Origin of the sequence: Aeromonas sp. ASNIH5, assembly GCF_002902865.1 — a bacterium.
Classification (GTDB): Bacteria; Pseudomonadota; Gammaproteobacteria; order Enterobacterales; family Aeromonadaceae; genus Aeromonas; species Aeromonas caviae.
In genome coordinates, this window is sequence record NZ_CP026122.1 from 4,369,904 (window position 1) to 4,394,829 (window position 24,926).

The 24,926-nt window shown below is 62.8% G+C and carries 21 protein-coding genes and 1 pseudogene; 12 read left to right on the plus strand and 10 right to left on the minus strand.

Annotation, left to right across the window (positions count from 1 at the left end):
- Window positions 1-16 precede the first annotated feature (16 nt).
- Both C2U30_RS20645 and C2U30_RS20655 read right to left on the minus strand, forming a co-directional pair.
- Window positions 17-598, minus strand: a complete 582-nt coding sequence (locus C2U30_RS20645) for a TetR/AcrR family transcriptional regulator (protein WP_042015559.1) — start codon at window positions 596-598, stop codon at window positions 17-19.
- Between the two features lie 269 nt (window positions 599-867).
- Window positions 868-1,512 (minus strand): response regulator transcription factor, encoded by a 645-nt coding sequence (locus C2U30_RS20655; RefSeq protein ID WP_010673435.1) that lies wholly within the window; start codon window positions 1,510-1,512, stop codon window positions 868-870.
- A 158-nt stretch (window positions 1,513-1,670) separates the two neighbouring features.
- On the opposite strand from C2U30_RS20655, the gene C2U30_RS20660 reads away from it, so the two are divergent.
- Window positions 1,671-2,297 carry a glutathione S-transferase gene (locus tag C2U30_RS20660; RefSeq protein WP_103244438.1) on the plus strand — a complete coding sequence of 209 codons (627 nt, stop codon included), beginning with the start codon at window positions 1,671-1,673 and terminating at the stop codon, window positions 2,295-2,297.
- A 63-nt stretch (window positions 2,298-2,360) separates the two neighbouring features.
- Here C2U30_RS20660 and C2U30_RS20665 read toward each other — a convergent pair whose 3' ends face one another.
- The 5 genes from C2U30_RS20665 to C2U30_RS20685 form a co-directional block, all read right to left on the minus strand.
- Complete coding sequence (locus C2U30_RS20665) at window positions 2,361-4,484, minus strand: alpha-amylase (RefSeq protein ID WP_103244439.1); 2,124 nt, start codon at window positions 4,482-4,484, stop codon at window positions 2,361-2,363.
- A gap of 207 nt (window positions 4,485-4,691) precedes the next feature.
- Window positions 4,692-5,858, minus strand: coding sequence for a membrane protein (locus tag C2U30_RS20670; protein WP_029313951.1), 1,167 nt, complete (start codon window positions 5,856-5,858; stop codon window positions 4,692-4,694).
- Entirely contained in the window at window positions 5,858-6,229 is a 372-nt protein-coding gene (locus tag C2U30_RS20675) for a GtrA family protein (protein WP_103244440.1), read from the minus strand. Before C2U30_RS20675 ends, C2U30_RS20670 begins: the two co-directional genes overlap by 1 nt.
- Window positions 6,226-7,284 (minus strand): glycosyltransferase family 2 protein, encoded by a 1,059-nt coding sequence (locus C2U30_RS20680; protein ID WP_103244441.1) that lies wholly within the window; start codon window positions 7,282-7,284, stop codon window positions 6,226-6,228. Before C2U30_RS20680 ends, C2U30_RS20675 begins: the two co-directional genes overlap by 4 nt.
- Before the next feature lie 57 nt (window positions 7,285-7,341).
- On the minus strand, window positions 7,342-7,887 hold the full coding sequence (locus tag C2U30_RS20685; RefSeq protein ID WP_103244442.1) for a hypothetical protein: 546 nt from the start codon (window positions 7,885-7,887) through the stop codon (window positions 7,342-7,344).
- Between the two features lie 309 nt (window positions 7,888-8,196).
- Here C2U30_RS20685 and C2U30_RS20690 point away from each other — a divergent pair, with 309 nt between their 5' ends.
- From C2U30_RS20690 to C2U30_RS20705, 4 genes are all read left to right on the plus strand, one after another.
- On the plus strand, window positions 8,197-8,964 hold the full coding sequence (locus C2U30_RS20690) for a substrate-binding periplasmic protein (protein WP_069651724.1): 768 nt from the start codon (window positions 8,197-8,199) through the stop codon (window positions 8,962-8,964).
- 91 nt (window positions 8,965-9,055) lie between these two features.
- Window positions 9,056-10,537 (plus strand): L,D-transpeptidase family protein, encoded by a 1,482-nt coding sequence (locus tag C2U30_RS20695; protein WP_103244443.1) that lies wholly within the window; start codon window positions 9,056-9,058, stop codon window positions 10,535-10,537.
- A gap of 148 nt (window positions 10,538-10,685) precedes the next feature.
- The gene (locus C2U30_RS20700) at window positions 10,686-11,231 is read left to right on the plus strand and encodes a DUF882 domain-containing protein (protein WP_039039271.1); all 546 of its coding nucleotides are present in this window, start codon (window positions 10,686-10,688) and stop codon (window positions 11,229-11,231) included.
- Window positions 11,232-11,334: 103 nt separating this feature from the next.
- Window positions 11,335-11,586 carry a hypothetical protein gene (locus C2U30_RS20705; RefSeq protein WP_010673445.1) on the plus strand — a complete coding sequence of 84 codons (252 nt, stop codon included), beginning with the start codon at window positions 11,335-11,337 and terminating at the stop codon, window positions 11,584-11,586.
- Between the two features lie 94 nt (window positions 11,587-11,680).
- Here the strand turns inward: C2U30_RS20705 and C2U30_RS20710 are convergent, their stop codons facing one another.
- Together C2U30_RS20710 and cysZ are read right to left on the minus strand one after the other, a co-directional pair.
- Window positions 11,681-12,295: a trimeric intracellular cation channel family protein gene (locus C2U30_RS20710; protein ID WP_010673446.1), complete on the minus strand. Its 615-nt coding sequence runs from the start codon at window positions 12,293-12,295 to the stop codon at window positions 11,681-11,683.
- A gap of 134 nt (window positions 12,296-12,429) precedes the next feature.
- Complete coding sequence (gene cysZ, locus C2U30_RS20715; protein WP_010673447.1) at window positions 12,430-13,194, minus strand: sulfate transporter CysZ; 765 nt, start codon at window positions 13,192-13,194, stop codon at window positions 12,430-12,432.
- 110 nt (window positions 13,195-13,304) lie between these two features.
- On the opposite strand from cysZ, the pseudogene C2U30_RS20720 reads away from it, so the two are divergent.
- The 3 genes and pseudogenes from C2U30_RS20720 to ligA all read left to right on the plus strand — a co-directional run bounded on the left by C2U30_RS20720 (window position 13,305) and on the right by ligA (window position 19,933).
- Window positions 13,305-16,678: pseudogene (locus tag C2U30_RS20720) on the plus strand (AAA family ATPase).
- Between the two features lie 15 nt (window positions 16,679-16,693).
- Window positions 16,694-17,824: a cell division protein ZipA gene (gene zipA / locus C2U30_RS20725; RefSeq protein ID WP_103244444.1), complete on the plus strand. Its 1,131-nt coding sequence runs from the start codon at window positions 16,694-16,696 to the stop codon at window positions 17,822-17,824.
- Window positions 17,825-17,926: 102 nt separating this feature from the next.
- Complete coding sequence (gene ligA / locus C2U30_RS20730) at window positions 17,927-19,933, plus strand: NAD-dependent DNA ligase LigA (protein WP_103244445.1); 2,007 nt, start codon at window positions 17,927-17,929, stop codon at window positions 19,931-19,933.
- A 57-nt stretch (window positions 19,934-19,990) separates the two neighbouring features.
- Here ligA and C2U30_RS20735 read toward each other — a convergent pair whose 3' ends face one another.
- Window positions 19,991-20,968 carry an ABC transporter substrate-binding protein gene (locus C2U30_RS20735; RefSeq protein ID WP_103244446.1) on the minus strand — a complete coding sequence of 326 codons (978 nt, stop codon included), beginning with the start codon at window positions 20,966-20,968 and terminating at the stop codon, window positions 19,991-19,993.
- A gap of 439 nt (window positions 20,969-21,407) precedes the next feature.
- Here C2U30_RS20735 and nrdD point away from each other — a divergent pair, with 439 nt between their 5' ends.
- The 4 genes from nrdD to C2U30_RS20755 all read left to right on the plus strand — a co-directional run bounded on the left by nrdD (window position 21,408) and on the right by C2U30_RS20755 (window position 24,900).
- Window positions 21,408-23,525, plus strand: coding sequence for an anaerobic ribonucleoside-triphosphate reductase (gene nrdD, locus C2U30_RS20740; RefSeq protein WP_041213375.1), 2,118 nt, complete (start codon window positions 21,408-21,410; stop codon window positions 23,523-23,525).
- A 110-nt stretch (window positions 23,526-23,635) separates the two neighbouring features.
- Window positions 23,636-24,145, plus strand: coding sequence for an anaerobic ribonucleoside-triphosphate reductase-activating protein (gene nrdG, locus C2U30_RS20745; RefSeq protein ID WP_010673453.1), 510 nt, complete (start codon window positions 23,636-23,638; stop codon window positions 24,143-24,145).
- A 57-nt stretch (window positions 24,146-24,202) separates the two neighbouring features.
- The gene (locus C2U30_RS20750) at window positions 24,203-24,373 is read left to right on the plus strand and encodes a YqaE/Pmp3 family membrane protein (RefSeq protein ID WP_010673454.1); all 171 of its coding nucleotides are present in this window, start codon (window positions 24,203-24,205) and stop codon (window positions 24,371-24,373) included.
- 146 nt (window positions 24,374-24,519) lie between these two features.
- Window positions 24,520-24,900 (plus strand): energy transducer TonB, encoded by a 381-nt coding sequence (locus C2U30_RS20755; RefSeq protein ID WP_103244447.1) that lies wholly within the window; start codon window positions 24,520-24,522, stop codon window positions 24,898-24,900.
- Window positions 24,901-24,926 lie beyond the last annotated feature (26 nt).

Consider the following 24,926-nt stretch of genomic DNA (forward strand, 5'->3'; position numbering starts at 1 on the left):
AGAAGAGACCATCGGGTCAGCGCCAGCTGGCCAGCAGAGCGGTGACCTCCGGCCAGAAGTGGCGGGCCGGGTCCTCGCTGAGCGCCAGGGCATGGAACACCTGATCCCCGAGATAGAGGCCATAGAGGCGATAGACGGCGCGCCAGGGATCGAGATCGCTGCGCCACTCCCCTCTGGCCTGCCCCTGCACTACCTGGCGTGCCAGGTAGTCGAGCCAGAAACGGACCAGCTCGCGTGCCGCCTGCTGGACCTCACCCTCCTGGGCGGAGGTCCAGGCATCGAGGAACATGCAGCGGCCGGCAAAACTCTGGTTCCAGGCCAGCCAGGCCTGCAACAGGGCGAGCAGTTTCTCCTGCTGGGTGGCGTGCCCCTGTTGGCGCACCGGCTGGATCACCCGCTCCCGAAATACCTCGGCGGAATGGGTGAGCACGGCGATTTGGAGGTTGTCGCGGGACTGGAAGTGGGCGAACAGACCGCTTTTTGACATCTCGCAGGCCGTTGCGAGGGAGCCTATGGTGAGGCTCTCAAGCCCCTGCTGGCTCGCCTGCTCGAATGCAGTCTGCAAAATGGTGTCGCGGGTCAGACGTCCCTTGCTCATCCGGCTCTCCTCTCTCTGGGCTGGCAGCATAAAGTACGACCGTGCTAATTGTCGAGCCGCAAATGGTGCAGGGAGGCCGTTTCCGGCTGCTGCGGGGGGCCAGAGAGTCTGCTGGGGGCGGTTGTGGCTGGCTTGTTACGAGCCAGCCGGGGACGAGCTCAGTCGTCCTTGATGCTCATTTGCTGCAGGGCGATGACCGCCTGGGTGCGGTGCTTGACCCCAAGTTTGCGGAAGGCGGAGTGATATGGGCTCTGATGGTGACAAGGTGCTCAACTGTCCTTGATATCCATCTGCTGGAGGGCGATGACCGCCTGGGTGCGGTTCTTGACCCCGAGTTTGCGGAAAATCGCGGTGATATGGGCCTTGATGGTCGCTTCGGAGACGTTGAGCTCCCAGGCGATCTGTTTGTTGAGGCTGCCATCCCGCAACATGATGAGCACCTTGTATTGCTGGGGGGTGAGGCTGGCCAGCTTGGTGGCGAAATCGGGCCCTTCGCTGGGCTCGGGATGGAGGGAGATCCCCTCGGGCACCCAGTTGTCCCCCCCGATCACCGTATTGAGGGCGCTGACCAGCTCTTTCATGGGGACGGACTTGGGAATGAAGCCGAGCGCGCCCAGGCGCAGCACCTGCTGGATGATGGCGGGATCCTCGGAGGCCGAGACCACGACGATGGGGAGATCCGGGTGATGTCCGCGCAGATAGGCCAGCCCCTCGAAGCCGTTGGCCCCCGGCATCTTGAGATCCAGCAGCAGCAGGTCGACGTCGGGATGTTCATCGAGCAGGTGGCTCAGGCTGTCGATGGAGTCAGCCTCCAGCAATCTGGCGTCGTCGATGGCCATGTGCACCGCTTGATAGAGGGCGCCCCGAAACAGGGGGTGGTCATCTGCGATGACGATGGTAAATTGGCTGTCCATAGCTCACATTGTTGCTAACTGATTGTTTTGAAAAATCAAACTAGCACTGCTACCCAAGTGGGTCAAACCCGCCAGTACGCAAATGTGAGGTGGTCATCGGATGTCGTGCCATGGGGCCGGCGGGATGGCCAGTAAACAACCCATGCAGGAGGCAATCGATGGGATCCCTGGTTTTGACGGTGGGCACGGGCTCCACCTGGGCAATGAGAACGGCGCTGGTGCTGGCCATGAGCGGACTGGAGTGGCAGGAGCAGGTCTTCGATCTGGAAGATGCCAAGGAGCTGCAACGGCTCAAGCGCACGGCCCCCGCCGGCCTGGTGCCCTGGCTCGACGACGGTGAGCTGCGTATTCACGACTCTCTGGCCATCGCCGAATATCTCCACGAGTGTTGCCCGGAGCGCCACCTTTATCCGGTGGACAAGGCCGAACGGGCCCTGGCCCGCAGCCTGTGCGCCGAGCTGCACGCCGGTTTTCGCCAGATCCGCACCCTGCTGCCCTTCTTCCTGGGGGCGCCCACCCAGAGTGAACCGCCGGTGGAGGTCATCGACGAGCTGGCCCGGTTGCAGACCCTCTGGTCCCAGGCGCGGGGGCCCTTCTATTTCGACGAGGCGAGCATTCTGGATGCCTTCTATGCGGTGATGGCCTATCGACTTGCAAGCTATGGCATTTCGCTGCCCGGTCAGGCTGGCACCTATCAGCAGGCCTTGCTGGCCTGGCCCCTGTGGCAGGAAACCCTGCTCAGGGCGAGGTTGCAGTGGCCAAAGGCGGCTCGCCAGTCTGATTGATGCGGGCGTCAGCAAGACAAAAAAGGGGAGCCATCGGCTCCCCTTTTTATTCAGGCCAGGTCGCTATTTCTGCCGACCTGCGAAGACCACGACCACTTTATCTTCTCCTTTCTCCCGCACGAAGCCGTAGGGGACATCGGAAATCTTCTTGTGGCTGCCCGCCGCGATGGCAGGGTGGGCGGCACGGAACTGGCCGAGCCGTTGCCAGTGCTTGACCAGCTCCGCCTTCTCGCCACTCGCCAGCTCCTGCCAGTTCATGTCCGAGCGCACGCTCTGATCGAACACGCCGCCATCCTTGGCCAGTCCCCGGCCGGACTCGTCGCCATAGTAGATCTGGATGCCCCCCGGCAGCAGCATGAAGCTGTTGGCCACCCGCCGTTGCAGCGCCACGTCCTGGTAGTCGCCGAAGAAGAGCTTGGTGTCGTGGGAGCTGATGTAGCTCAGCACGTTGAACTCGGGATCCTGGTTGATGCGGCTGGCGTAGCTCGCATAGGTGGGTTCTGCCCCCGCCATGCACTGGGCCTGGGGCAGAGCGAATTCACGCTGGTAGTCGAAGTTGATCAGGGAATCGAAGCCGTGCTGGTACCAGAAGTCCTTGGCGACCCCGTGATCCCACACCTCGCCCACCATGTAGAAGGGAAGGTCATCGAGGGCCTTGCCCGGGTTGGCGGCCTTCCACTCCTTGAGCGCGTCGGTGCCCGCCTGCTTGAGCCTGGCCCAGACCGCGGGCTCCAGGTGTTTGACGGTGTCGGCACGGAAGCCGTCGATGCCGAAGCGGCGCACCCAGTCGGTGTGCCAAGCAATGAGGTAATCGCTCACGGTGGCGTTGGGCAGGGCCTTGGCCCTGGTGTCTTTTTTGGCAGCGAGCAGCGGTGGCAGCCCCACCGATCTGGTGGATTCGGTCAGGAAGTCCGGCAGTCCCGCCACCGAACCGGTGACGTCGTCGGTGCCGGGTTGCGGGTAGCCGGGCAGGCCGGCCCGCACCCAGTCAGGGCCCCACCACTTGTCCCAGTGGGATGACTGGTAGTCGATGAACTGGTTGTAGCCATGCCAGTTGAGGCCGCCGCTCGGGCGCCATTCGTTCCAGCGACTCGGCAGCTTGCCGGTGTTCTGGGTGAGATCGGTGAGCCCCAGATCCTGCAAGTCGGCGAGGGTGGCGTAGCCTGCGTGGTTCATCACCACGTCGAGGATGATCCGCATGCCGCGCTTGTGGGCCTCGTCCACCAGGGTTTTCAGGCTCTCTTCGTCGCCGTAGTTGGGATCTATCTTGGTGAAGTCGAGCGCCCAGTAGCCGTGGTAGGCGTAGAAGGGGAAGTTCCCCTGTTCGCCACCGCCGATGAAGCCGTGGACCTGTTCCACCATGGGGGTGATCCAGATGGCGTTGATGCCGAGTTGCTTGATGTAGTCGAGCTTCTCGGTCAGTCCCTTGAAGTCACCGCCATGCCAGGTGGCCACTTCGTCCTGACCATCCTTCTGACGACCGAAGCTGTGATCATTGGCGGGATCGCCGTTGTGGAAGCGGTCGGTCAGCAGAAAATAGACGCTCGCCTGATCCCAGCTGAAGGGAGCAGGCTTGGCGGCCTTGACCGGCTCGAGCAGCAGCAGGCCGCCGCTCTCCTTGCTCGGTGTCAGGGTGATCTTGCCGCCCTTGACCACGGCTTCCTGTCCCGAGTAGGCATCCCGCAACCGGGTGCCGTCGGGCCAGACTCCCTTGAGTGATGTCGTGACCGGGCCGCCATCCCAGCTGATGCAGGGCTCTTCCGGAGGCTGGCGTTTGAACTCGCTCTTTTTGGTTGCCCGCAACACCTTGAGGCTGGGGGTATCGGGGTTGAAGGTGAACTCGTAGTCCCCCGCCAGCATCACCCTCAGATTGAAGTCTGTCCCCTTGCTGCACTTGTCCATGGGCTGGGCGGTGCCGAAGGGAAGGGGCTTGGCCTCGGTTGGCCCGAAGCTGGTGCCGCAGCTGTTGCCCGCATCGCTGATGCGGATCTGGTGGCTCCCCTTGTCCAGTCTGTGGGTCAGAGTGACGGTGCCCTTGTCCAGCGTCAGCGCCTCGGCCACCGGTTTGCCATCCACATGGAGATAGACCTCGGGGGCGGCCATCGCCTGACTGATGAACAGCGGTGTGGCGAGCACGGCCAGCCACAGGGGTGATGGGCGAAGAGCGGGGCGCGAAGAGAGACGCATAAGCCATTCCTTGAGCAGAGTGTGAGGAGCAGGGTCCGTTGAGGCACTCATTCTAGGGTGCGCTGGGGCAGGCTTGGACCGGTAAAATACCGATTTGTGACGTCAGTTCAAATGGTTACGTTTTCAAGAATGGAAAAGTGTGAACCGGGTGTCGCGGCCATGAAAAAAGCCGGTCAGTTGACCGGCTTGTAGGCATTCGGGGTGGCGTCACACGGTGAAGAACTTGAAGTTGACGAAGGCCACCGCGATGAAGGAGGCAACCATGCCGCTGATGCAGAGCACCGCAGGGCGGATGGCAGGCCAGCGATGGGCCAGCAGCACGATGGCCAGCAGGGTCGGATAGAGGCCGAACATGTAGCGGGGCATGGCGTTGAGGCCGGTCATCAGGGGGATGGTGCAGCAGATGAACATCAGGGTCGCTTCGGCCCAGCGTTTCTGGCTGAACAGGTAGCCATTCAGACACCAGCCGAAGATCACCATGATGGAGAGATAGGCCTTGCGCCCCCCCAGCTCGAAGCCGCTCAGCCACCAGTCCAGGGGGCTGTCCATATAGCGGCCCCAGGCCACCTGGATGTGCTTGAAGGCCAGGGCATCCCCGGTGAGGTGATAGAGATAGACCATGTAGGAGAAGAGGCCGAGGGGAATGAGCCAGAGGGTGAACACCACCTTGAAGGCCCGCTCGGTGAAGCGGAAGAACTCGCGCCAGCCGTAGGCTTGCAGGGCCAGGATCAGCACCGGGAACACCATCATCACCCCCAGGTTGCGGGTGGCGGAGATGAAGATGCCGAGGAAGGCGACCATGAGCCACTGTTCGCGGTAGGCGAACAGGAACATTCCCAGCATCAAGGCCATGAACATGGGCTCGGTATAGCCGGAGACGAAATAGGCGGAGAAGGGGGAGAAGGCCAGCAGCCAGACCCCGAAGCGGGCGGTGTCGTCCCCCAGCTTGAGCTGGCGCAGCACCAGCAGCATCAGGGGCAGGCTGATGAAGAAGGCGATGTTGGCCACCAGCATCAGGCCGATGAGGCTCTCCATGTCAAACAGGCTGGAGAGACCGCCGGCCAGCATGGGATAGAGTGGCATGAAGGCCCAGTTCGCCGCATTGCCCTTGCTCAACCAGCGTGGATAGAGGTCGTAACCATTCTCGATGATGCGCTGGAACCAGACGCAGTCGAACTGGCAGTAGGCCTGCAGCGGCCCGATGTCGGTGGCGCCATAGAGCTGGACGCCGAAATAGCCCATGCCATAGAGCGCCACCCGGCTCAGCACAAAGGCGGCGACAATCATCAGCCAGTCGCGGCCGCTGATGCGCAGTGACGGGCGATAGGGGAGTGCAGCCCCGGTTGACGGGGCGGTATTGGTCATATCATTCATCAGGCAAAAACCCAGATACGGGAGAGAACGTAGGTGAGCATGGTGACGGTCAGGGTGGCGATCACCACCGGCAACAGACCGGAAAGACCCGCAAACAGCAAACCGCTCAGGATGAGGTTACGCACCGCCAGAGAGAAGAGGGCAACCAGCAGGAACTTGCTGGCGGCACCTTGTTTCTGGAAGGTGATGTAGCGATGGCCGAAGAACGAGAACCAGAACGCCACGGCAAAGGCCAGGGTCGTGACCAGGTGCTCGGAGATGGCCGGCCAGGTATGAAACAGGGCGATGGAGGTACCCAGATCGACGAGGGTGGCCCCCCCGCCGACAAAACCGAAGCGAACCAGCCGCCAGAATTCCTCGCGGGAGATCATTGAGACGCCTGCTCCTGCTGATCATCAGCGGCTTTCGCGGCGGCCTTCTTGCCAGCGATCTTCTTGCTGGTGGTGGGCACTTCCTGCTTCTGCTCTTCATCCTGTTTGGCGTACTGGCCGTAGACCCCTTCGATGAGGTAGACGGGGCGCTGTTTCACCTCGACGAACATGCGGCCGATGTACTCGCCGATGATGCCCAGCGACAGCAGCTGGATGCCGCCGAGGAACAGCATGACCGACATCAGGGAGGCGTAACCGGGCACGTCGATGCCGAAGAAGAGCACCTGGGTGATGATCTTGAGGATATAGAGGAAGGCGATGAAGGAGACACCGACCCCGATGTAGCTCCACACCCGCAGCGGCCAGCTGGAGAAGCTCATCAGGCCGTCAAGGGCGAAGTTCCACAGCTTCCAGTAGTTGAACTTGGTTTCGCCGGCATGGCGGGCCGGGCGCTCGTAGGGAACGCCGACGGCGCGAAAACCGGCCCAGGCGAACAGCCCCTTCATGAAGCGGTTGCGCTCCGGCAACTGCTTGATGGCCTCGACCACCTTGCGATCGATGAGGCGGAAGTCACCGGCGTTCTCCGGCAGCTTGGTGCTGGTGGAGAGGGCGTTGAAGAAGCGGTAGAAGCCACCGGCGGTCAGGCGTTTCATCGGGGTATCGGCGCTGCGATCCACCCGGATGCCGTAGACGGTGTCATAGTCGCCGGTCTGCCACAGCTTGACGAACTCCAGAATGAGAGAGGGGGGATCCTGCAGGTCCACGTCCATGGGGACGATGGCGTCGCCCTTGGCCTGGTGCAGGCCGGCGGTCATGGCCGCTTCCTTGCCGAAGTTGCGGGCCAGGTTGACCAGGGTCACACGGGGATCCCGGGCGATGGCCTGCTCGACCACCTCACGGGTGCGGTCACGGCTGCCATCGTTGACGAACACGATTTCAAGCTGGTCTTTGAGCGGGGCCAGTTCGGTATCTATCGCGCTGATGAAGGCGTCTATGCTCTCTTCCTCGTTGTAAACGGGAACGACCAGAGAGAGTCGAAAATCGGCACGGGACATGGGAACTTCCTTATTGAAAGAATTATTTTACGGAACAGATGCTTGGGGCATTCCGCTTCACTGAGCCACGGTCAGTCGCACGGACTGGACGTTGAGCGGTGTCGGGGCGGAGAGCGCCAGGAAGTTGGGACGCTTGGGATCGGCGGTCAGGGAGTCGCCCGGCAGGCTGAGGCGGATCTCGTTGATGCCCGCCTTGGCCAGCTTGACCGTGGTGGTGAAATCATGACCCAGCGCCACCTTGAGCAGGGCGCCAGCCTGGGGGCTGTTGATCCTGGCCTGGATGGTGAGCTGCTCCGGCTGGGCCTGCTGCTTGGGCAGCACGAAATAGAGACCGCCCTGACCGCTCAGCTCGGTGCCTTGCTCGTTGGGCTTCTTGGCCCAGCCTTCGCTTGAGAGGAAGCGGCTCGGCTTGGTCAGGTTGAGTTCGTTGCCGGGCTGGTAGGTCATGCTGGAGTTGTGCTCCCAGAAACGGGTCTTGCCTTCCAGGTAATAGAGCTTGTAAGCCAGGCTCACGTTGGGGTGAGCGGCCAGATAGAGGGTATAAAGGTAGAAACCGCTCAGTGCCAGGATGGCAGCCAGAAAACCGAACTTTTTGTAGGTCATATTACTCACTCGACGCCCGACAGATTGATAGGCAGATTTCGCGCATATGCTAATCCAATTGCAAAAAAAGCATAGTGGATCACAAAAATATATTTGCTCACATATTAACCCTCAATCACCCTGCTTACCAAGGGGCTTTGGGGTCGTTTGCTTCCTCTTCTTGATTGTGGCTTTTTCGGCGCCAACCTGTCTGCCGCCACCTGGGGCGCATCAGGCAAACGGCTGATATTGTGCTTTGTTGTGGCAGGATCTGTCGCCATTTCACCCGGGCAGAATTAAGATGGCCTGTCCCGTCGTCAAGGATGACCCATGAGACTCTTCTCTCTGTGTGTGCTCTGCTGTCTGCCCCTCCAACCGTTGTGGGCGCAATCGTTCTGCTCCTCCCCCCTTCGCGTCGGTTTCGATGACTGGCCCCCATACCACTATTACCAGCAAGAGGGAGCACGTCGGGAACTGCGTGGATTTGCGGTCGACTACCTCAATGCCGTGTCGAATCGGCTGGGTTGTCGTCTGGTCTATGTGGAGCGTCCCTGGAAGCGGGGGTTGCACGATCTTGAGCGGGGTCGGCTGGACATCGTGATGGAGGCGTATTTTGCTGATGAGAGGGCGCGTTATGCCTGGTTCTCCATCCCCTACAACCCGGGCCGGACATCGCTCTGGGTACGCAAATCCGGTACCGGTGAGGAGTCGGATCTGGCGAGCTGGCTGGCCCACGGGCATCGCCTCGGTGTGACCAGGGACTACTATTATGGCCCGGAAATCACCAAGGTTCTGCAGCGATACCGCAACCAGGTGAGCGAGGTCAACGATGTGCAAAACTATCGCAAGCTGCTGCTTGGGCGGATAGACGGTTTTCTCGGGGATAGTCTGGCCACGCCCTGGGGTCTGAAGAGAGAGGGGCTGTCGGACGCGGTCGTCCCCCACACCATGGCGATCCATGAGACGCCCACCTTTTTCATGTTGAGCAAGAAGACCCTGTCCGGGGAATTCGTAGCGCGGTTCAACGAGGCGATAGTGGCCGTCGGCGACAGCGGGGAGCAGGAACTCATCTGGCGTCGTTACACCTCCGTCCGCTAGCAAAGTCGTCGGCATTCACGCATCATGGGGTCCTGACCGTCGCGCCTGACAGGCCGAAATGAACCGATTTGAGGCAAGCGTGGTAAGAAGCATGGGTAAGAAGTATTGGTTGGCATTGGCGAATCTCATCTGGCTGGGCTGCTGGCCGGCCAGCATGGTTCATGCCAGCACGGAACAGGCGGTAGTGGCCAGTCCCAGCATCCAGCATGACTGGTATCAGAACGAGGTGGCCGAGCAGGCTCGTCATGAGCTTGAACAGCAGTTGCAGGAAGCGGTGCTGGCCCAGCTGCATCCGGATTTCTACCGCCTCTGGCAGCAGTTGCAAAAGACCCCGGCGGATCGGCGCGGTGCCCTCTATGATGAGGCCTTTGGCAAGCTGGCCCGATTCCAGCAGGCCTGGCGAGGGATGGGTCTGGTCGCGCGCGAACAGATGCAGACCCTCAAGCTGGATCTGAACCGCCCCCTGGCCCATGCCCCCCAGGGAGACAATCTGCTGGAGCAGGTCAGGCAACTCAGGCCACAGGTGGCGGAATACGACGCCGTGCGCGAAGAAGTGCGCAAGCTGCTGGCCATGCCCATGGCCAAGCACTGGCCCACCCTCTCCATGCCGACCCTGCGGGCCGGGGAGAGCTCGACCGAGCTCGGCCAGATCCGCTCCATCCTGAACGAACTGGGGGACAGTGCCCCGACTCACCAGGACAGCCTCTACGATCCCGAGACCGAACAGGCCATCAAGCAGTTCCAGCGCCGCCACGGCCTGACCGCCGACGGCATCATCGGCCGTCAGACCCGCAGCTGGCTCAATACCGGCCCCGAGGTGCGCGCCAGCCTGCTGGTACGCAACCTGTGGCGCCGTGATCTGGTGGATCACCTTGCCGGTCGCTATGTGCTGGTCAACATTCCGGACTACCGCCTGAGCGTGGTGGAGTCTGGCAGCGAGGTCTTCACCAGTCGGGTCATCGTCGGCAAGGAGCAGCGGGCCACCCCCATCCTCGCCAGCGAGATCCGCTCCATCGTGCTGAACCCGGCCTGGCACGTGCCGCGCTCCATCCTGAGCAAGGACATTCTGCCCAAGCTCGGGCGCGATCCTGCCTACCTGGATCGCGAACAGTTCGAGGTGATCGACGGCGAGGGCAATCCGGTGCAGTTCAGCGAAGATGGCTGGCACCATGCGCTGGCCTCGGGTTTCCCTTACCGGTTGCGGCAAAAGCCGGGGGATCACAATGCCCTGGGTCGCTACAAGTTCTATCTGCCCAACAACGATGCCATCTATCTCCACTCCACCCCGCGCAAGGCGCTGTTCGAGCAGGGGGCCCGTGCTTTCAGCTCGGGTTGCATCCGGGTGGAACACGCCGACGATCTGGCGGAGTTGCTGCTGGCGGACTCCCGCTATCAGCCGGACAAGGTGGCCAGCATCCTGAAAGAGACCCAGACCAAGTGGCTGCCCCTGAGCAACCCTATCCCGGTGTTTACCGTCTACTGGAGCAGCTGGATTGATGAAGAGGGACGTCAGCAACTGCACAACGATATCTACGGATTCGACAGAGTCAGCTATCAAAGCCGCTTGCTGTGATCCTTGCCACAGAGTGAAAAGCCCGGCCCGTGCCGGGCTTTTTCATGGGTGAATGGGGTTTGACAGCGCTTTTTCTGGCAGGTAGTTTCGGCCCTTGTATCAAATTCATTCACCTGTGTGACTTCACCATGAGATGGACGGACAACGGATGCTGGGACAAGAGATAAGCCGACGCCGTCTGCTGCTGGGGGCGGGTTGCCTGATGGGGACCAGCCTGCTGTCGTTCCCTGCGCTGGCGAGCCGCAGCACTTCGGGACGGGAACTGAGTTTCTTCAACCTCAATACCGGCGAGCGGGTACGCGCCAGTTATTGGGAAGATGGCCACTATCTGAGCGACGGGCTGGCGGAGCTCAACCATATTTTCCGTGACTACCGTCGCAACGAAGTGTTCAACATCGACAGAAAGCTGTTCGATCAGCTCTTTCTGCTGCAACACAAGTTGGGACGCCACGGCGAAATCCAGCTCATCTCGGGTTATCGCTCCCCGGCCACCAATCAGCAGAAGCGGCGCAAGAGTCGCGGCGTCGCCAAGCACAGCTACCACACCCTGGGGCAGGCGGTTGACGTGCGCATCCCCGGCGTGCAGCTGGCGCACCTGCGCAAGGCCGCCCTGAACCTCAAGGTGGGCGGTGTGGGTTATTACCCTTCCGACAACTTCGTGCACCTGGACACAGGCCCCGTTCGCAGCTGGTGAGTCGGGATTTCCTCAAGGGTTGAGTGCCGATTGTGTCTTTTTGCCGCTGGCATTGAGGGGGACCAAGCTGCTAGGCTCTGGACTCCAGCCAGAGGAGAGAAAGATGAAGCAGATTGTGATCGGGGGGCTCATCGCCCTGTTGTTGACTGGTTGCGGGAAGCTCAACCGCGAGAGCTACGACAAGCTGAAAGTCGGGATGAGCTATGCCGAAGCGAGTGCCATCCTCGGCAAGGCCGAGCGTTGCGACGATGCTCTCGGCACCACGAGCTGTGTCTGGGGAGGGGAAGGCAAGAACATCAAGGTGCGTTTCATCGCCGACAAGGCGACCTTTTTCAGCTCTGAAGGGATCAACTGACCCTTTCCTCCCTTGCCGATGCCCAACAAAAAAGCGCCGTATGGCGCTTTTTTGTTGCTCGTTATCCGTGCTATATGGCCAGGAACTGGCGCGATCAATGGGTGGCGTACTGATAGTTGAAGGTGGGCAGTCCCCACTTGAAGCGTACCGCCAGGAGCCGCAGCACGAAGCCGATGCCGATGGCACCGAAAGCGGCCCAGTCGTTGGGCAGCCCATGGTGCAGCGCAAAGCAGTAGAGCGCGGCGGTGATCAGCGAGACGGCGGCATAGAGCTCGCGCTTGAACACCAGCGGGATGCGCTGGCACAGCAAGTCCCGCAGCACCCCCCCGAACACGCCGGTCACCACGGCCATGATGCAGGCGATGCCGGCCCCGTGGCCCATCTCGAGCGCCCGGGCAGCCCCGAAGATGGAGAAGACCACGAGCCCCAGGGCATCGAGCGCCAGGAACAGCTTGCCAAGGTAGCGCATCAGCGGGGCCGAGATGACCCCGGCCATGGCGGCGCCCGCCACCAGCAGCACGTATTCGGGGTGCTCGACCCAGAGCAGGGGATAGTGGCCCAGCAGCACATCCCGAATGGTACCGCCACCGATGGCCGTCGCCGAGGCGATGATCACGACGCCAAACAGATCCATTCGTCGCCGACCCGCTGCCAGCGCGCCAGTCATCCCTTCGGCCACCAGGCCGAGCAAGAAGAGTGCATGTAACATGAGATATCCCAGGGTGCGAGAAAGGCCCGCATCCTAACAACCCTGCGCTGGGGCGACAAGCTATCTTGGTTATGCATTAGATTAAGTAATGAAAAGGGGGCTTTCGCCCCCTCTTTTGATCATGATGACGCGGTTCAGCGTCCAAGTTGCTCGCTGCGGTATTGGTCCACCCACATGGCGGTGGCGCCACAGATGGCCACCGGCATCACGAAGAGATTCACCACCGGGATGGCGGAGAAGAGGGTTACCAGGGCGCCGAAGCTCAGGCACTTTCCACGACGTTGCTTGAGGGCGTCGCGCATGGTGATGAAGCCGATCTTGTGGTTGTCGAACGGATAATCGACATACTGGATCGCCATCATCCAGGCGCTGAGCAGGAACCAGAGCACGGGTGCCAGGGTCTGGCCCACTACCGGGATCAGGAAGAGGATCAGGCAGCCGATGGCCTTGGGCAGATAGTATTTCAGCTTGGTCCATTCGCGGCCGAAAGTACGGGGCACATCTTTCACCACATCCAGCATGCCGGTGTCATTCATGGCTTCACCGGTGAGGATCTGTTCCACCTTCTCTGCCAGCAGGCCGTTGAAAGGGGCGGCTATCCAGTTGGCCACCGAGCTGAAGATGAAGGAGAAGACCACCAGTATGGTGATGAGGGCGATGGGCCAGAGCAGGTAATCAAGCCAGGAGAGCCAGCTCGGGATCTGCTGGTGCAGCCAGGCGAACAGACCGTCCAGTTGTAGCAACAGGGCGTAGAAGGCACCGGCAAAGAGCACGAAGTTGACCAGCAGGGGGATCAGCACGAAGGTGCGGATGCCGGGCTGGCGGATGAGTGAGAAGCCGCGCAGGAAGTAGTCTGCACCGCTGACCGAATCTTTGACCATGTGGGGTGATTGGCTCATGTGAGCTCCATCAGTGAATGGGGAAAGTGCCAGCATATTACAAACAAGCCTTTGATTTGGTAAAGTCGCCTGCCCGCCTCCTCTTTATTTCGTTACCCACATAGGCCGCCATGCGTCTGAAATTGATCAAACTCGCCGGTTTCAAGTCGTTTGTCGAGCCGACCCGCATCGAACTCAACGCCGACATGACCGCCGTGGTGGGCCCCAACGGCTGCGGCAAATCCAACGTCATCGACGCCGTGCGCTGGGTGCTGGGGGAGAGCTCCGCCCGCCATCTGCGCGGCGAGAACATGACCGACGTCATCTTCAACGGCTCCATCAACCGCAGCGCCCATGGCCGCGCCTCGGTGGAGCTGGTGTTCGACAATCCCCACAACCGGGTACCCGGCGAGTTCGGCCGCTTTACCGAGATCTCGGTGCGCCGCGAAGTGCTGCGCGACGGCTCCAATCACTACCAGATCAACGGCCAGAAGTGCCGCCGCAAGGATGTGACCGATCTTTTCCTCGGCACCGGCCTTGGGCCCCGCAGTTACGCCATCATCGAACAGGGCACCGTCAGCCGGCTGGTGGAGTCCCGCCCCGCCGATCTCAAGCTGTTCATGGAAGAGGCCGCCGGGGTCTCCCGCTACAAGGAGCGGCGCCGCGAGACCGAGCAGCGCATCCGCCATACCCAGGAGAACCTGGAACGCCTTGGCGATATCCGTAGCGAACTGGGCTCGCGCCTCGAACATCTCAAGGCCCAGGCCGAGACCGCCGAGCGCTACAAGCAGCTCAAGAGCCGCAGTCGCGCGGCCCGCAGCGAACTGATCGGCTCGGAACTGTGGGCGCTGGAGACGCGTCTTGGCGAAGCCAAGACCGAACTGGCCCAGACTGAACAGGCGCTGGCGGCCCTCGATGCCAAGCGCACTGCAGACGAAGGGCGTCACGTCACCCTGTCGGTGGCCCGCCAGGAGGCGCAGGCCGAGCAGGCCAGCCGCCAGCAACAGATTTTTCTCGGCGGGCAAGCCATCGCCCGCCTCGAGCAGCAGCAATTGCACCAGAGCGAGCTTGGCCGCGACTGGCAGGCGAGACGGCAGGCCCTCGGCGAGCGTATCGACGGCCTCAAGGCCCAGCTGGCCGGCCAGCTGGAACAGCTGAGCGACAGCACGTTGCAGGGGGAGGTGGCGTCGGCGCGCCTCGAGCAGTGTGAGCAGTTGCTTACCGACCAGCAGAGCGTGCGTGCGGTAGCGGGCGATCGGCTCGAGCAGGCGCGCCAGCGGCAGCAGCAGTGGCAGCAGCAGCTGGGCCAGTTGCAGGGGCGGCTCAACCAGACCCGCGCCGAGGTGAATGGCCTGCAGGAGCTGCAGGCCAAGACCCGGCTTGCCCGCCTCAAGCTGGAAGACGAACAGGCCGGGCCCCTTGGCGGGGAGGGGGAGAACCTGCAACCGGCGCTCGATGCCCTGGCGGCGGAACTCTCGCTCTCCCGCGCCCGCCATGAGGAAGCCGATGCAGCGTGGCAGGCCGGTGTGTCGCGCCATGAAGAGCTCAAGGCAGAGCAGGGTCGCCAGCAGGGCCTGCTGCGCGAGCTGGAGGCGCGCCTCGCCACCCTGGATCAGATCCTGGGGGAGCAGATGGCGGGCGCGACCCTGGCGGATCGGTTGCAGGTTCCCCCCGAGTGGGCCCGGGGGCTGGACAAGGTGCTCGGCCGCTGGCTCACCGCAATTCCGGCGGACGAGTGCAACCTGGCGCAACCCGGACTCTGGATTGGCCCGGCCCAGCCAGCCAGGGCCGGTACCCTGGCGGCGCAACTGGGGGGCGAGCACATTCCGGCTTTCCTCAATGCCATCTGGCTGGCAGAGAGCAGGGAGGAGGCGCTGTCCCGCCTGCACATCCTCTCTGCCGGTGAGTCGCTGCTCACTCCCGCCGGCGACTGGTTCGGCCCCAACTGGGCGGATCTGGGGGAGGGCATGGCCCTCGGTACGCTGGCGCTGCTCGGTGAGCGTGAGCGGCTGCACACCGAGCTGGCCGCGGGTCGGGAGGCGCTGCACAGACTCGACGAGCAGCTTGCCGCCGCCGATGCAGCGCGGGCCCAGCTGCACAGTGCCCATGAGCTGGCTCAGCACACCCTGCGAGAGCAGGAGCTGCGGTGGCAGCAACTGCGCGAAGCCTGGAGTCTGCGCGAGGGGCAGCGCCAGGAGCGCTTGCAGCGCCTGGGCCAGCTGGGGGAAGAGCTGGCCCGGCTGGACAAGGAGCAGGCTGAGGAGGCGCAGCGGCTGGCGTCGGCCGGGGAGCGGCTTGAGCAGGATGAAGCGGCCCTTGGCGAGCTGCAGGAGCAGGGGGAGGTACTCGCCGAGGCGCTGCTGCTCGCCCAGGAGCAGGTGAGCGGGGCGGAGCGGGCGCTGGAAGAGGTGCGCCTTCGCCGGGAGCAGCAGCAGGCGGCCTGCCAGCGGTTGCAACTGGAGCAGCAGAACCAGCGCCAGCTCATCACGCTGCGCGAGCAGGAGCTGGCCCGTCTCGGCCTGGAGCTGGCGGAACTCAAGGAGCCAGGGGCCGCTCCGAGTCAGGATCTGTCGCCCCTGCTGGTCGAACAGCGCAATCTTGAGGCGCAGCAACTGGCCTGTCACCAGCGGCTCGCGGAGCTGGATCGTCAGCTGACCGAGCTGGAGCAGGCCAGAAGCGCCGATCACAAGCAGCTGGTGAAAATTCAAGAGAAGCTGGCGACTCTGCGGCTCGAGCGCGAGCGCAACCTGACGCGCAGGCAGGGACTGCACGAGCAGTTCGAAGAGCTGGGCGTGCGCCTGGTGGACCTCGATCAGGCGGTGCTGATTGCCGCTGATCGCGGCAAGCTGCGCCAGGAGATCCAGACGCTGGAGGCGCAGGTGGGGGCGCTTGGCGCCATCAACCTGGCGGCATTGGAGGAGTATGAGGAGGCGAAAACCCGTTCAAGCTACCTGGAAAATCAGTGCCAGGATCTGGAGCAGGCCCTCGATACCTTGAGCCAAGCCATTAAAAGAATTGATAAAGAAACACAAATACGCTTCCGCGACACTTTCGATAAGGTCAATGAAGATTTAAAATCCCTGTTCCCAAAAGTGTTCGGGGGGGCAGTGCCTGGCTTGAGCTGACCTCGGATGATCTTTTGGAGGCCGGAGTGAGCATCATGGCAAGACCTCCGGGCAAGAAGAATGCTACCATTGCCCTGCTTTCCGGGGGGGAGAAGGCGCTAACCGCCCTTGCGCTGGTTTTTGCCATCTTCAGACTCAATCCAGCACCATTTTGTCTGCTGGATGAGGTGGATGCACCGCTCGATGAAGTGAACGTCGGTCGCTTCTGTTCTCTTGTCAAAGAGATGTCGAGCACAGTACAGTTCGTTTACATCAGTCATAATAAGGTCTCCATGGAGATGGCCGAGCAGCTGGTTGGCGTCACGATGCAAGAGCCCGGGGTTTCGCGCATAGTGTCGGTCGATATCGGTGAAGCCGTCGCTTTGGCTGAGCAAAACTAGAAAGAGAAGCAGCTAATGCAGGAATTGCGTTACATCTTGGTTGCCCTGGGCGGTATTGCCATCGCGGCATTGCTCATTCACGGGTTGTGGAGCAACAGAAAGAATCGTCAGGCACCGATCAAGGAGAAACCCCTGGGTCGGATGGAGTCCAAGTCCCGTGAGCGTGACAACGACGCCTTCGACAGCGATGGCATCGGTCAGGTGCGTGTGGTGAGCGGTGGCCGTCGTGCCGAGCCCAAACTGCGCAGCGACGAGGCCCGTCAGCCCGAACCCCGCCGTGTCGCCCCCGTTCCCGCCTTCGATGATGAAGATGACGACGCCGATCTGCCGCCTCCCGTGGTGCGCAAGCCTGCCGCTCGCCCTGTCCCCCCTCAGCCTGTGTATGAGGAAGAAGAGGACTATGACGAGCCGGTTGCCGCCCCTGTTGAAGAGGCCCCTGCCGCGCCGGTGCGCAAACCTGCCCAGGTGATCCGCCGTACCCCGGTACACCGTTCCCGTCCGCAGCGCGAGCCCATGATGCAGCCGCTGGACGAAGAGCCGCTGGTGGAGCCGGCCTATGCCCAGGCGCCGACCTTCGGTGCACGCGAGCCGGCACCGGTTGCCCAGCAGGCTCCCCGCTACGCCCAGCCGGCTTATGAAGAGCCCGCTTACGATGACGAGCCAGCCTATGAAGAGCCGGTTCACGCAGCCGAGCCAGAACCAGCCCCGGCCCCGGTCGAGAAGATCTGGCAGGATGTCTATGTCATCAACCTGATGGCGCGTCCCGGTCACGACCTGCAAGGGGCCACCCTGCTCTCCTCCCTGCTGGCGCTCGGCTTCAAGTTTGGCGAGATGGACATCTTCCACCGCCACGAGGATCTGGGCGGCAAGGGCGAGGTGCTCTTCTCCATGATCAACATGGTCAAGCCGGGCACCTTCAACCCCTATCGCATGGAGCAGTTCAGCACCCCGGGTGTGTCGCTCTTCATGCAGCTGCCGCTGCGCAGCAATGCCGCCTTCGCGTTCGAGCACATGTTGCAGGCCGCCGATCAGCTGGCCAGCGATCTCGACGCCATGCTGACCGACGCCTCGCGCAGCCCGCTGAGCGACGATACCATCGCCCGCTACCGCCACGAGCTGGCGGCCTACGAGGCGAGCCGCGACTAATACGCCATGCGGGTCGAATGAATGAAAAGTGCGGTACCCAGGTACCGCATTTTTGTTTGTATTCTTACCCTGCCTACTTCAATCACAGTCCGAGACTTCCCCATGAGCGATATCCTTTCCCGCCACCGTCAACTGTGTGAGCTGCTGACCGAGTACGGCCACCAGTACTATGTGCTGGACGATCCGACCGTGCCGGACGCCGAATACGACCGCCTGATGCGCGAGCTGATCGCGCTGGAGGCCGAGCATCCCGAGCTGAAGACCCCGGCCTCGCCGAGCGTGCGGGTGGGAGGCCAGCCGCTGACCGCCTTCAAGCAGGTGCGCCACGAGATCCCCATGCTGAGCCTGGACAACGTGTTCAGCGACGAGGAGCTGCTTGCCTTCGAGCAGCGCATGCGTGATCGCCTCAAGCGGGAGGTGACTTTCACCTTCTGCTGCGAACCCAAGCTGGACGGTCTGGCGGTGAGCCTGCTCTACGTGGACGGCCAGCTGGTGCAGGCCGCCACCCGGGGAGATGGCGCCACGGGAGAGGAGATCACCGAGAACGTGCGCACCATCAAGGCCATACCGCTCGCCCTGCGGGGCGAGGGCTGGCCTGCCCGTTTGGAGGTGAGGGGGGAGGTCTTCATGCCCAGGGCCGGGTTCGAGGCGATGAATGCCAAGGCGCTGGCGGCGGGGGAGAAGGTGTTCGTCAACCCGCGCAACGCCGCCGCCGGCAGCCTGCGCCAGCTCGACTCGCGCATCACCGCGAGCCGCCCCCTGAGCTTCTATGCCTATGGCGTCGGGGTAGGCGGCGAGCAACTGGGGGACTCCCACTTCGAGCGCCTCAACCAGCTGAAAGTCTGGGGCCTGCCACTTAGCCCCGATGTGAAGCTGAAAGAGGGCGCCGCCGGCTGCCAGGTATTCCACGACGACATCCTGGCCCGCCGTGGCGATCTGCCCTACGAAATCGACGGCGTGGTCTACAAGGTGGATGCCATCCCCCTGCAGGAGGAGCTCGGCTTCGTGGCGCGGGCCCCGCGCTGGGCCACCGCCCACAAGTTCCCGGCCCAGGAGGAGATGACCCTGCTTGAGAACGTCGAGTTCCAGGTGGGCCGCACCGGCGCCGTGACCCCGGTGGCCAAACTCAAGCCCGTGTTCGTCGGCGGCGTCACCGTCTCCAACGCCACCCTGCACAATGCCGACGAGATCGAGCGCCTCGGCGTCATGATCGGCGACACCGTGATCGTGCGCCGGGCCGGGGACGTGATCCCGCAGATCGTGGCGGTGGTGGAGGCGCAGCGCCCGGCGGATGCCCGCGCTATCCTCTTCCCCAGCCAGTGCCCTGTGTGCGGCTCCGCCCTGGAGCGGCTGGAGGGGGAGGCGGTGACCCGTTGCTCCGGCGGCCTGTTCTGCGAGGCCCAGCGCAAGGAGGCGATCAAGCACTTCGCGGCGCGGCGCGCCATGGACGTGGACGGCCTCGGCGACAAGATAGTGGAGCAGCTGGTGGACAAGGGGCTGGTGAAGACCCCGGCCGACCTGTTCGGCCTCAACGCCATCCAGCTGGCCGGTCTGGAGCGAATGGGGCAAAAGTCCGCCCTCAATCTGGTGGCGGCCATCGACAAGGCGCGCAGCACCACGCTGCCGCGCTTCCTGTTCGCCCTGGGGATCCGCGAGGTGGGGGAGGCGACGGCGCTCAACCTCGCCAACCACTTCCTCACCCTGGAAGCCTTGCGCGCCGCCTCGGTGGAGCAGCTGCTCGAGGTACCCGACGTGGGGGACATAGTGGCCAAGCACGTCTACTACTTCCTGCGCCAGCCCCACAACATAGAGGTGCTGGAGGCCCTGCTGGCCGCCGGCATCCACTGGCCGGTCATCGAGAAGAAAGCCGCCACCGAGCAGCCCTTTGCCGGCAAGACCTTCGTGCTGACCGGCACTCTCACCACCCTGTCCCGCAATGACGCCAAGTCGGCGCTGCAGGCCCTGGGGGCCAAGGTGGCGGGCTCGGTGTCGGCCAAGACCGATGTGCTGGTGGCCGGCGAGGCGGCGGGATCCAAGCTCGCCAAGGCCCAGGAGCTGGGGATCACCATCTGGACCGAAGCCGAGTTGCAGGCGGCCATTCAGCCCTGAGGATGCACGTTTGAGCAGACAAACCCGGCCCACTGGCCGGGTTTGTCGTTGGTGGGCTCACTCGACGTAGCTCACCTTGTCCTGCCAGGCATCGGGAGCCGTCAGGTGCCAGCGTGCCAGTTCACTCTTGCTGAACAGATATTCCCCGCGGGATGCGGCGCGGGGGGAGAGGGCGCCGGGCGCCGTGCCCGAGAGGATGGCATTGGCCAGTTCGGCGGCTCTCTCTCCCTGGCTGTGGCCGTCGAGCACCAGACCGCCGATGGCGGCTCCCCTGCCCACCGCAAAGGCCCAGAAGCAGAACAGTGGCACCGGGCTGTTGGCACTGGTCCATGCCAGCACTTGCTGCTCGCTCACATGTTGGCCCTGCGCGTCGGTGAGGGTGTGGTAGAGGCCGAGGAAGAGCGCCTGATAGCCATTTTCCCGGCTGGCGAGCACTGCCTCCTGCCAGCGTCCGTAGTCGGTGAACTGGCGGCTGCTGACCTGGGTCTGGCCTATCGTCAGCTCGCCTCGCCCCTTGAACTCGTGGGCGACGGCGGTGCGGGACACCTCGCTTTCGTCAAACAGCACCAGGGCACGCTCAAGCCCTCCCATCAACTGACTCATCTCGCTGATGCTGCGCTTGAGCAGGGGGCGTTCCAGTACGCCGGTGATCAGGGGGTGGCCGACCAGCCCCTTGGGGCGCGGATTCTCGTTCATCCCGAGAAACACCACGGGCGTTCCCCGGGCGGCGATGGGTCGGGCGAGGGCGTTGATGGCGTTGTCATCCCCCAGGATCACCAGCGCCGGCTGGTGGGCCCGGTAGGCGGCCATTCCCTTGGCGAGTAGTTCGTCACGGGTCTGGCCGGGCTGGCGCTTGGTGTCCAGATAGAGATAGCCGAGGTGATGCGCCTGCTTGAGGTGCTGCTCGAGGCCGGCACTGTAGCTCTGATCCCACTGGTTGCTCTGGTGATAGCTGCTGATCACCAGGATATCGGCGGCCAGCAGCGGGAGGGAGAGGAGGGAGAGGAGGGAGAGCAGGAGCAAGACCTTGGTCACGTGTGTTTTCCGCAAGGGACAGACTGTTCCCCAGTATGTGCTCTCCCGCTCTTTGGCGCCTCGGTCAATTGTTGTCGGAAGGCGTGCCCCTCTCTTTTTATCCCTTGCCGGGCGGGAGCCCGCATCCCGTCTGGGGTGAGCAAAAAGAGCGCCTTTTGGCGCTGGTCGTGAACTGCCCCACTCCTTCCAAAACCTGTTCTGGATCAAGAAACAGGGTACCGCTTTGGTGCCTAATAGACCCCACATATAGGGGCAAGCATAAAAAAAACACCCATATATAGTATTATAAAGCTGTGCATAAGTGGTCGCCCTCTCAGTGTCAGCCCAGGTGTTTCAAGCCTTGGCTGACCTTGTTTGCGCCGGGGACGGGCGTGGAGAAGGGGACTCAACGAGGGTGAGCCGAGGGTGGCCACCAGGTCTTTCAATACGGGGAAAATCGATGAAACCGGTAGTGATCAAACGCGATGGATGTCGTGCACCATTCAATGGCCAACTGATCCGCGATGCGGTCAGCCGGGCTGCGGCCGCGGTCAATCAGGCCAGTCCGGCGCTGGCCGAGCGCATTGCCGCCGCCGTCAGCCAGGAGCTGGAGGGGCGAGGGGAGGTAGACATCCACGAGATCCAGAACCGGGTCGAGAACCACCTGATGGCCTCCGACGACAAGGCCATCGCCCGTGCCTACATCGAATACCGTCACGACCGTGATCAGGCTCGCGAGGCCCGGGGTCGCCTGGCCCAGGAGATCCGCGGCCTGGTGGAGCAGACCAACGCGGCCCTGCTCAACGAGAACGCCAACAAGGACTCCAAGGTGATCCCGACCCAGCGTGACCTGCTGGCGGGCATCGTCGCCAAGCATTACGCCATCAGTCACATGCTGCCCCGTGACGTGGTGCAGGCCCACGAGAGCGGCGACCTGCACTTCCACGATCTCGACTACTCCCCCTTCTTCCCCATGTTCAACTGCATGCTGATCGATCTGCAGGGGATGCTGACCCACGGCTTCAAGATGGGCAACGCGGAGATAGACACTCCCAAATCCATCAGCACCGCCACTGCGGTGACCGCCCAGATCATCGCCCAGGTGGCGAGCCATATCTATGGCGGCACCACCATCAACCGCATCGACGAAGTGCTGGCACCCTATGTGACCATCAGCTGGCACAAGCACCGGGAGGTGGCCGAGGAGTGGGGGATCAGGGACGTGGATGCCTATGCCATGGCCCGCACCGAGAAGGAGTGCCACGACGCCTTCCAGTCCCTCGAATACGAGGTCAATACCCTGCACACCGCCAACGGTCAGACGCCGTTTGTCACCTTCGGCTTTGGCCTGGGGGACAGTTGGGAATCGCGCCTCATCCAGCGCGCCATCCTTGGCAACCGCATCGCCGGCCTTGGCAAGAACAGGAAGACCGCCGTCTTCCCGAAACTGGTGTTCGCCATCAAGGATGGCCTGAACCACAAGCAGGGGGATCCCAACTACGACATCAAGCAGCTGGCTCTGGAGTGCGCCTCCAAGCGGATGTACCCGGACATCCTCAACCACGACCAGGTGGTCAAGGTGACCGGCTCCTTCAAGACCCCCATGGGGTGCCGCTCCTTCCTCGGTGCCTTTGAAGAGAATGGCGAGCTGGTCCACGAAGGGCGCAACAACTTGGGGGTCGTGAGCCTCAACCTGCCGCGCATTGCCCTGAAATCCCGCGATGAAGCGGACTTCTGGGACAAGCTGGACGCCGCCCTGCGGGTGGCCAAGACAGCGCTCATGTACCGCATCAAGCGCCTCGACGGGGTCAAGGCCCGGGTCGCCCCCATCCTCTACATGGAGGGGGCCTGCGGGGTGCGCCTCAAGGCCGATGACAACATCAGCGAGATCTTCAAACATGGCCGCGCCTCCATTTCGCTGGGTTACATCGGGGTACACGAGACCATCAACGCCCTCTATGGCACAGACGTCCACCTGTTCGACAGCGAGACCCTGCGCCAGAAGGCCATCGCCATCATCGCGCGGCTCAAGGCGGCCACCGACGAGTGGAAGGAGGAGACCGGCTACGGCTTCAGCCTCTACTCCACCCCGAGCGAGAACCTCTGCACCCGTTTCTGCCGCATCGACGCCAAGGAGTTTGGCGTGGTGGCCGGGGTGACCGACAAGGGCTACTACACCAACAGCTTCCACCTGGACGTGGAGAAGCAGGTGAACCCCTACGACAAGCTGGACTTCGAGGCGCCCTATCCGCCCATCGCCAGCGGCGGCTTCATCTGCTACGGCGAGTACCCCAACATCCAGCACAACCTGGAGGCGCTGGAGAACGTCTGGGACTACAGCTATGACAAGGTGCCCTACTACGGCACCAACACCCCCATCGACGAGTGCTACGACTGCGGCTTCACCGGCGAGTTCGAGTGCACCTCCAAGGGCTTCACCTGCCCGCGCTGCGGCAACCACGACCCGGCCAAGGTGTCGGTGACCCGCCGGGTGTGCGGCTATCTCGGCAGCCCGGATGCGCGCCCCTTCAACGCGGGCAAGCAGGAAGAGGTCAAACGCCGCGTCAAGCATATGTAAGCGAGCAGACCCCACCCCAGCCCTCCCCTTGGCAGGGGGGGCAAAGAAGCTCCTCCCCCTTTCGAAGGGGGAGGTTGGGAGGGGGTTGGCCGTTAACCCAGAGAACTCGAATGCACTACCACCAGTACTACCCGGTCGATGTGATCAACGGCCCAGGCACCCGCGCCACCTTGTTCGTGTCGGGTTGCGAGCACCAGTGTCCCGGCTGCTACAACCAGAGCACCTGGCGGCTCGATGGGGGCAAGCCGTTCGATGAGGCGATGAGCGATCGTATCATTCACGATCTCAACGACAGCCGCATCAAGCGGCGCGGACTGTCGCTCTCCGGCGGCGATCCGCTCCACCCCGCCAACGTGCCGCATGTGCTGGCGCTGGTGAAGCGGGTGCGGGCCGAGTGCCCCGGCAAGGACATCTGGTGCTGGACCGGCTATCTGCTGGCCGATCTCAGCCCGGCCCAGCGGGAGCTGGTGGCCTTGCTGGACGTGCTGGTGGATGGCAGGTTCGAGAAGGCCCTGGCGGATCCCGGTCTGCTCTGGCGCGGCAGCAGCAACCAGATGGTTCACGACCTCAACGCCTGGCGGAAAGGAGGAGAGCGGATCCCCTGTCTGGTTTGCAGTTGAGGCCTTGGGTGTTTATGGTTAGGCCAACCCCAAGCGCTGTTTACACGAGGAATCCCGATGAACAATCTGCTCAAGATCCTGCTGGCCATCTTTCTCCCCCCGGTCTGCGCCTTTATCCAGGTAGGCTTCAGCCTCCATTTCCTCATCAACATAGTGCTGACCCTGCTGGGCGGTCTGCCCGGCATGGTTCATGCCCTCTGGCTGGTGGTAAGCGACAAGCGCGCCTGAGTCGTGACAAGTCACAAGGCCAACCCTCCGGGGTTGGCTTTTTTTTGCCTGCCAGATAGGGGCTTCCCGGATGAGCCCCTTTGCCTGACACTGGCGCGTCGCTCATGGAGTCGAGCGATACAACGAAGAGGGAATGCCGAGTGCGAGTGAAAGGGTTGTTTCTGTGGGCCGCCCTGGCCCTGCTCGGGAGCTGTGCCAGCCCCACCGCCAAGCTGAATCAGCCTCCGGTGGATGTCACCTGGGAAACGCTGCCCGAATACTGGGTGCTGGTGGGGGATGCCATCAGTTTTAACCCGGTCGGGGGGCTGCCGGCGAAGAGGCCGGTCAAGGGGTATGTGACCCTTCGCTACCTCATCGATTCCAATGGCACGCTGTTCAGCCCAGAGGTACTGGAGTCCCAGCCTCCCGGCGTGCTGGATCTCATCGCCATCTCCGGGCTGGCGCAGCTGCGCTACCGGCCATCGGAGCAGAATCAGCAAGCCATTCCGGCTCGGGTTGTGGCCCGATTTGAAGTGGAAGTGAAATGACAAACACCCCGGCCAGGCCGGGGTGT

Excerpts from the sequence above, each read along its gene's own strand:
- nrdD (WP_041213375.1), top strand. The coding sequence starts at position 21,408 with ATGAAACCGGTAGTGATCAAACGCGATGGATGTCGTGCACCATTCAAT.
- C2U30_RS20750 (WP_010673454.1), top strand. The coding sequence starts at position 24,203 with ATGAACAATCTGCTCAAGATCCTGCTGGCCATCTTTCTCCCCCCGGTC.
- C2U30_RS20645 (WP_042015559.1), bottom strand. The coding sequence starts at position 598 with ATGAGCAAGGGACGTCTGACCCGCGACACCATTTTGCAGACTGCATTC.
- C2U30_RS20685 (WP_103244442.1), bottom strand. The coding sequence starts at position 7,887 with ATGACCTACAAAAAGTTCGGTTTTCTGGCTGCCATCCTGGCACTGAGC.
- C2U30_RS20695 (WP_103244443.1), top strand. The coding sequence starts at position 9,056 with ATGGGTAAGAAGTATTGGTTGGCATTGGCGAATCTCATCTGGCTGGGC.
- C2U30_RS20700 (WP_039039271.1), top strand. The coding sequence starts at position 10,686 with ATGCTGGGACAAGAGATAAGCCGACGCCGTCTGCTGCTGGGGGCGGGT.
- nrdG (WP_010673453.1), top strand. The coding sequence starts at position 23,636 with ATGCACTACCACCAGTACTACCCGGTCGATGTGATCAACGGCCCAGGC.
- C2U30_RS20655 (WP_010673435.1), bottom strand. The coding sequence starts at position 1,512 with ATGGACAGCCAATTTACCATCGTCATCGCAGATGACCACCCCCTGTTT.
- C2U30_RS20670 (WP_029313951.1), bottom strand. The coding sequence starts at position 5,858 with ATGAATGATATGACCAATACCGCCCCGTCAACCGGGGCTGCACTCCCC.
- C2U30_RS20680 (WP_103244441.1), bottom strand. The coding sequence starts at position 7,284 with ATGTCCCGTGCCGATTTTCGACTCTCTCTGGTCGTTCCCGTTTACAAC.
- cysZ (WP_010673447.1), bottom strand. The coding sequence starts at position 13,194 with ATGAGCCAATCACCCCACATGGTCAAAGATTCGGTCAGCGGTGCAGAC.
- C2U30_RS20705 (WP_010673445.1), top strand. The coding sequence starts at position 11,335 with ATGAAGCAGATTGTGATCGGGGGGCTCATCGCCCTGTTGTTGACTGGT.
- C2U30_RS20675 (WP_103244440.1), bottom strand. The coding sequence starts at position 6,229 with ATGATCTCCCGCGAGGAATTCTGGCGGCTGGTTCGCTTCGGTTTTGTC.
- C2U30_RS20690 (WP_069651724.1), top strand. The coding sequence starts at position 8,197 with ATGAGACTCTTCTCTCTGTGTGTGCTCTGCTGTCTGCCCCTCCAACCG.
- ligA (WP_103244445.1), top strand. The coding sequence starts at position 17,927 with ATGAGCGATATCCTTTCCCGCCACCGTCAACTGTGTGAGCTGCTGACC.
- C2U30_RS20665 (WP_103244439.1), bottom strand. The coding sequence starts at position 4,484 with ATGCGTCTCTCTTCGCGCCCCGCTCTTCGCCCATCACCCCTGTGGCTG.
- C2U30_RS20660 (WP_103244438.1), top strand. The coding sequence starts at position 1,671 with ATGGGATCCCTGGTTTTGACGGTGGGCACGGGCTCCACCTGGGCAATG.
- C2U30_RS20710 (WP_010673446.1), bottom strand. The coding sequence starts at position 12,295 with ATGTTACATGCACTCTTCTTGCTCGGCCTGGTGGCCGAAGGGATGACT.
- zipA (WP_103244444.1), top strand. The coding sequence starts at position 16,694 with ATGCAGGAATTGCGTTACATCTTGGTTGCCCTGGGCGGTATTGCCATC.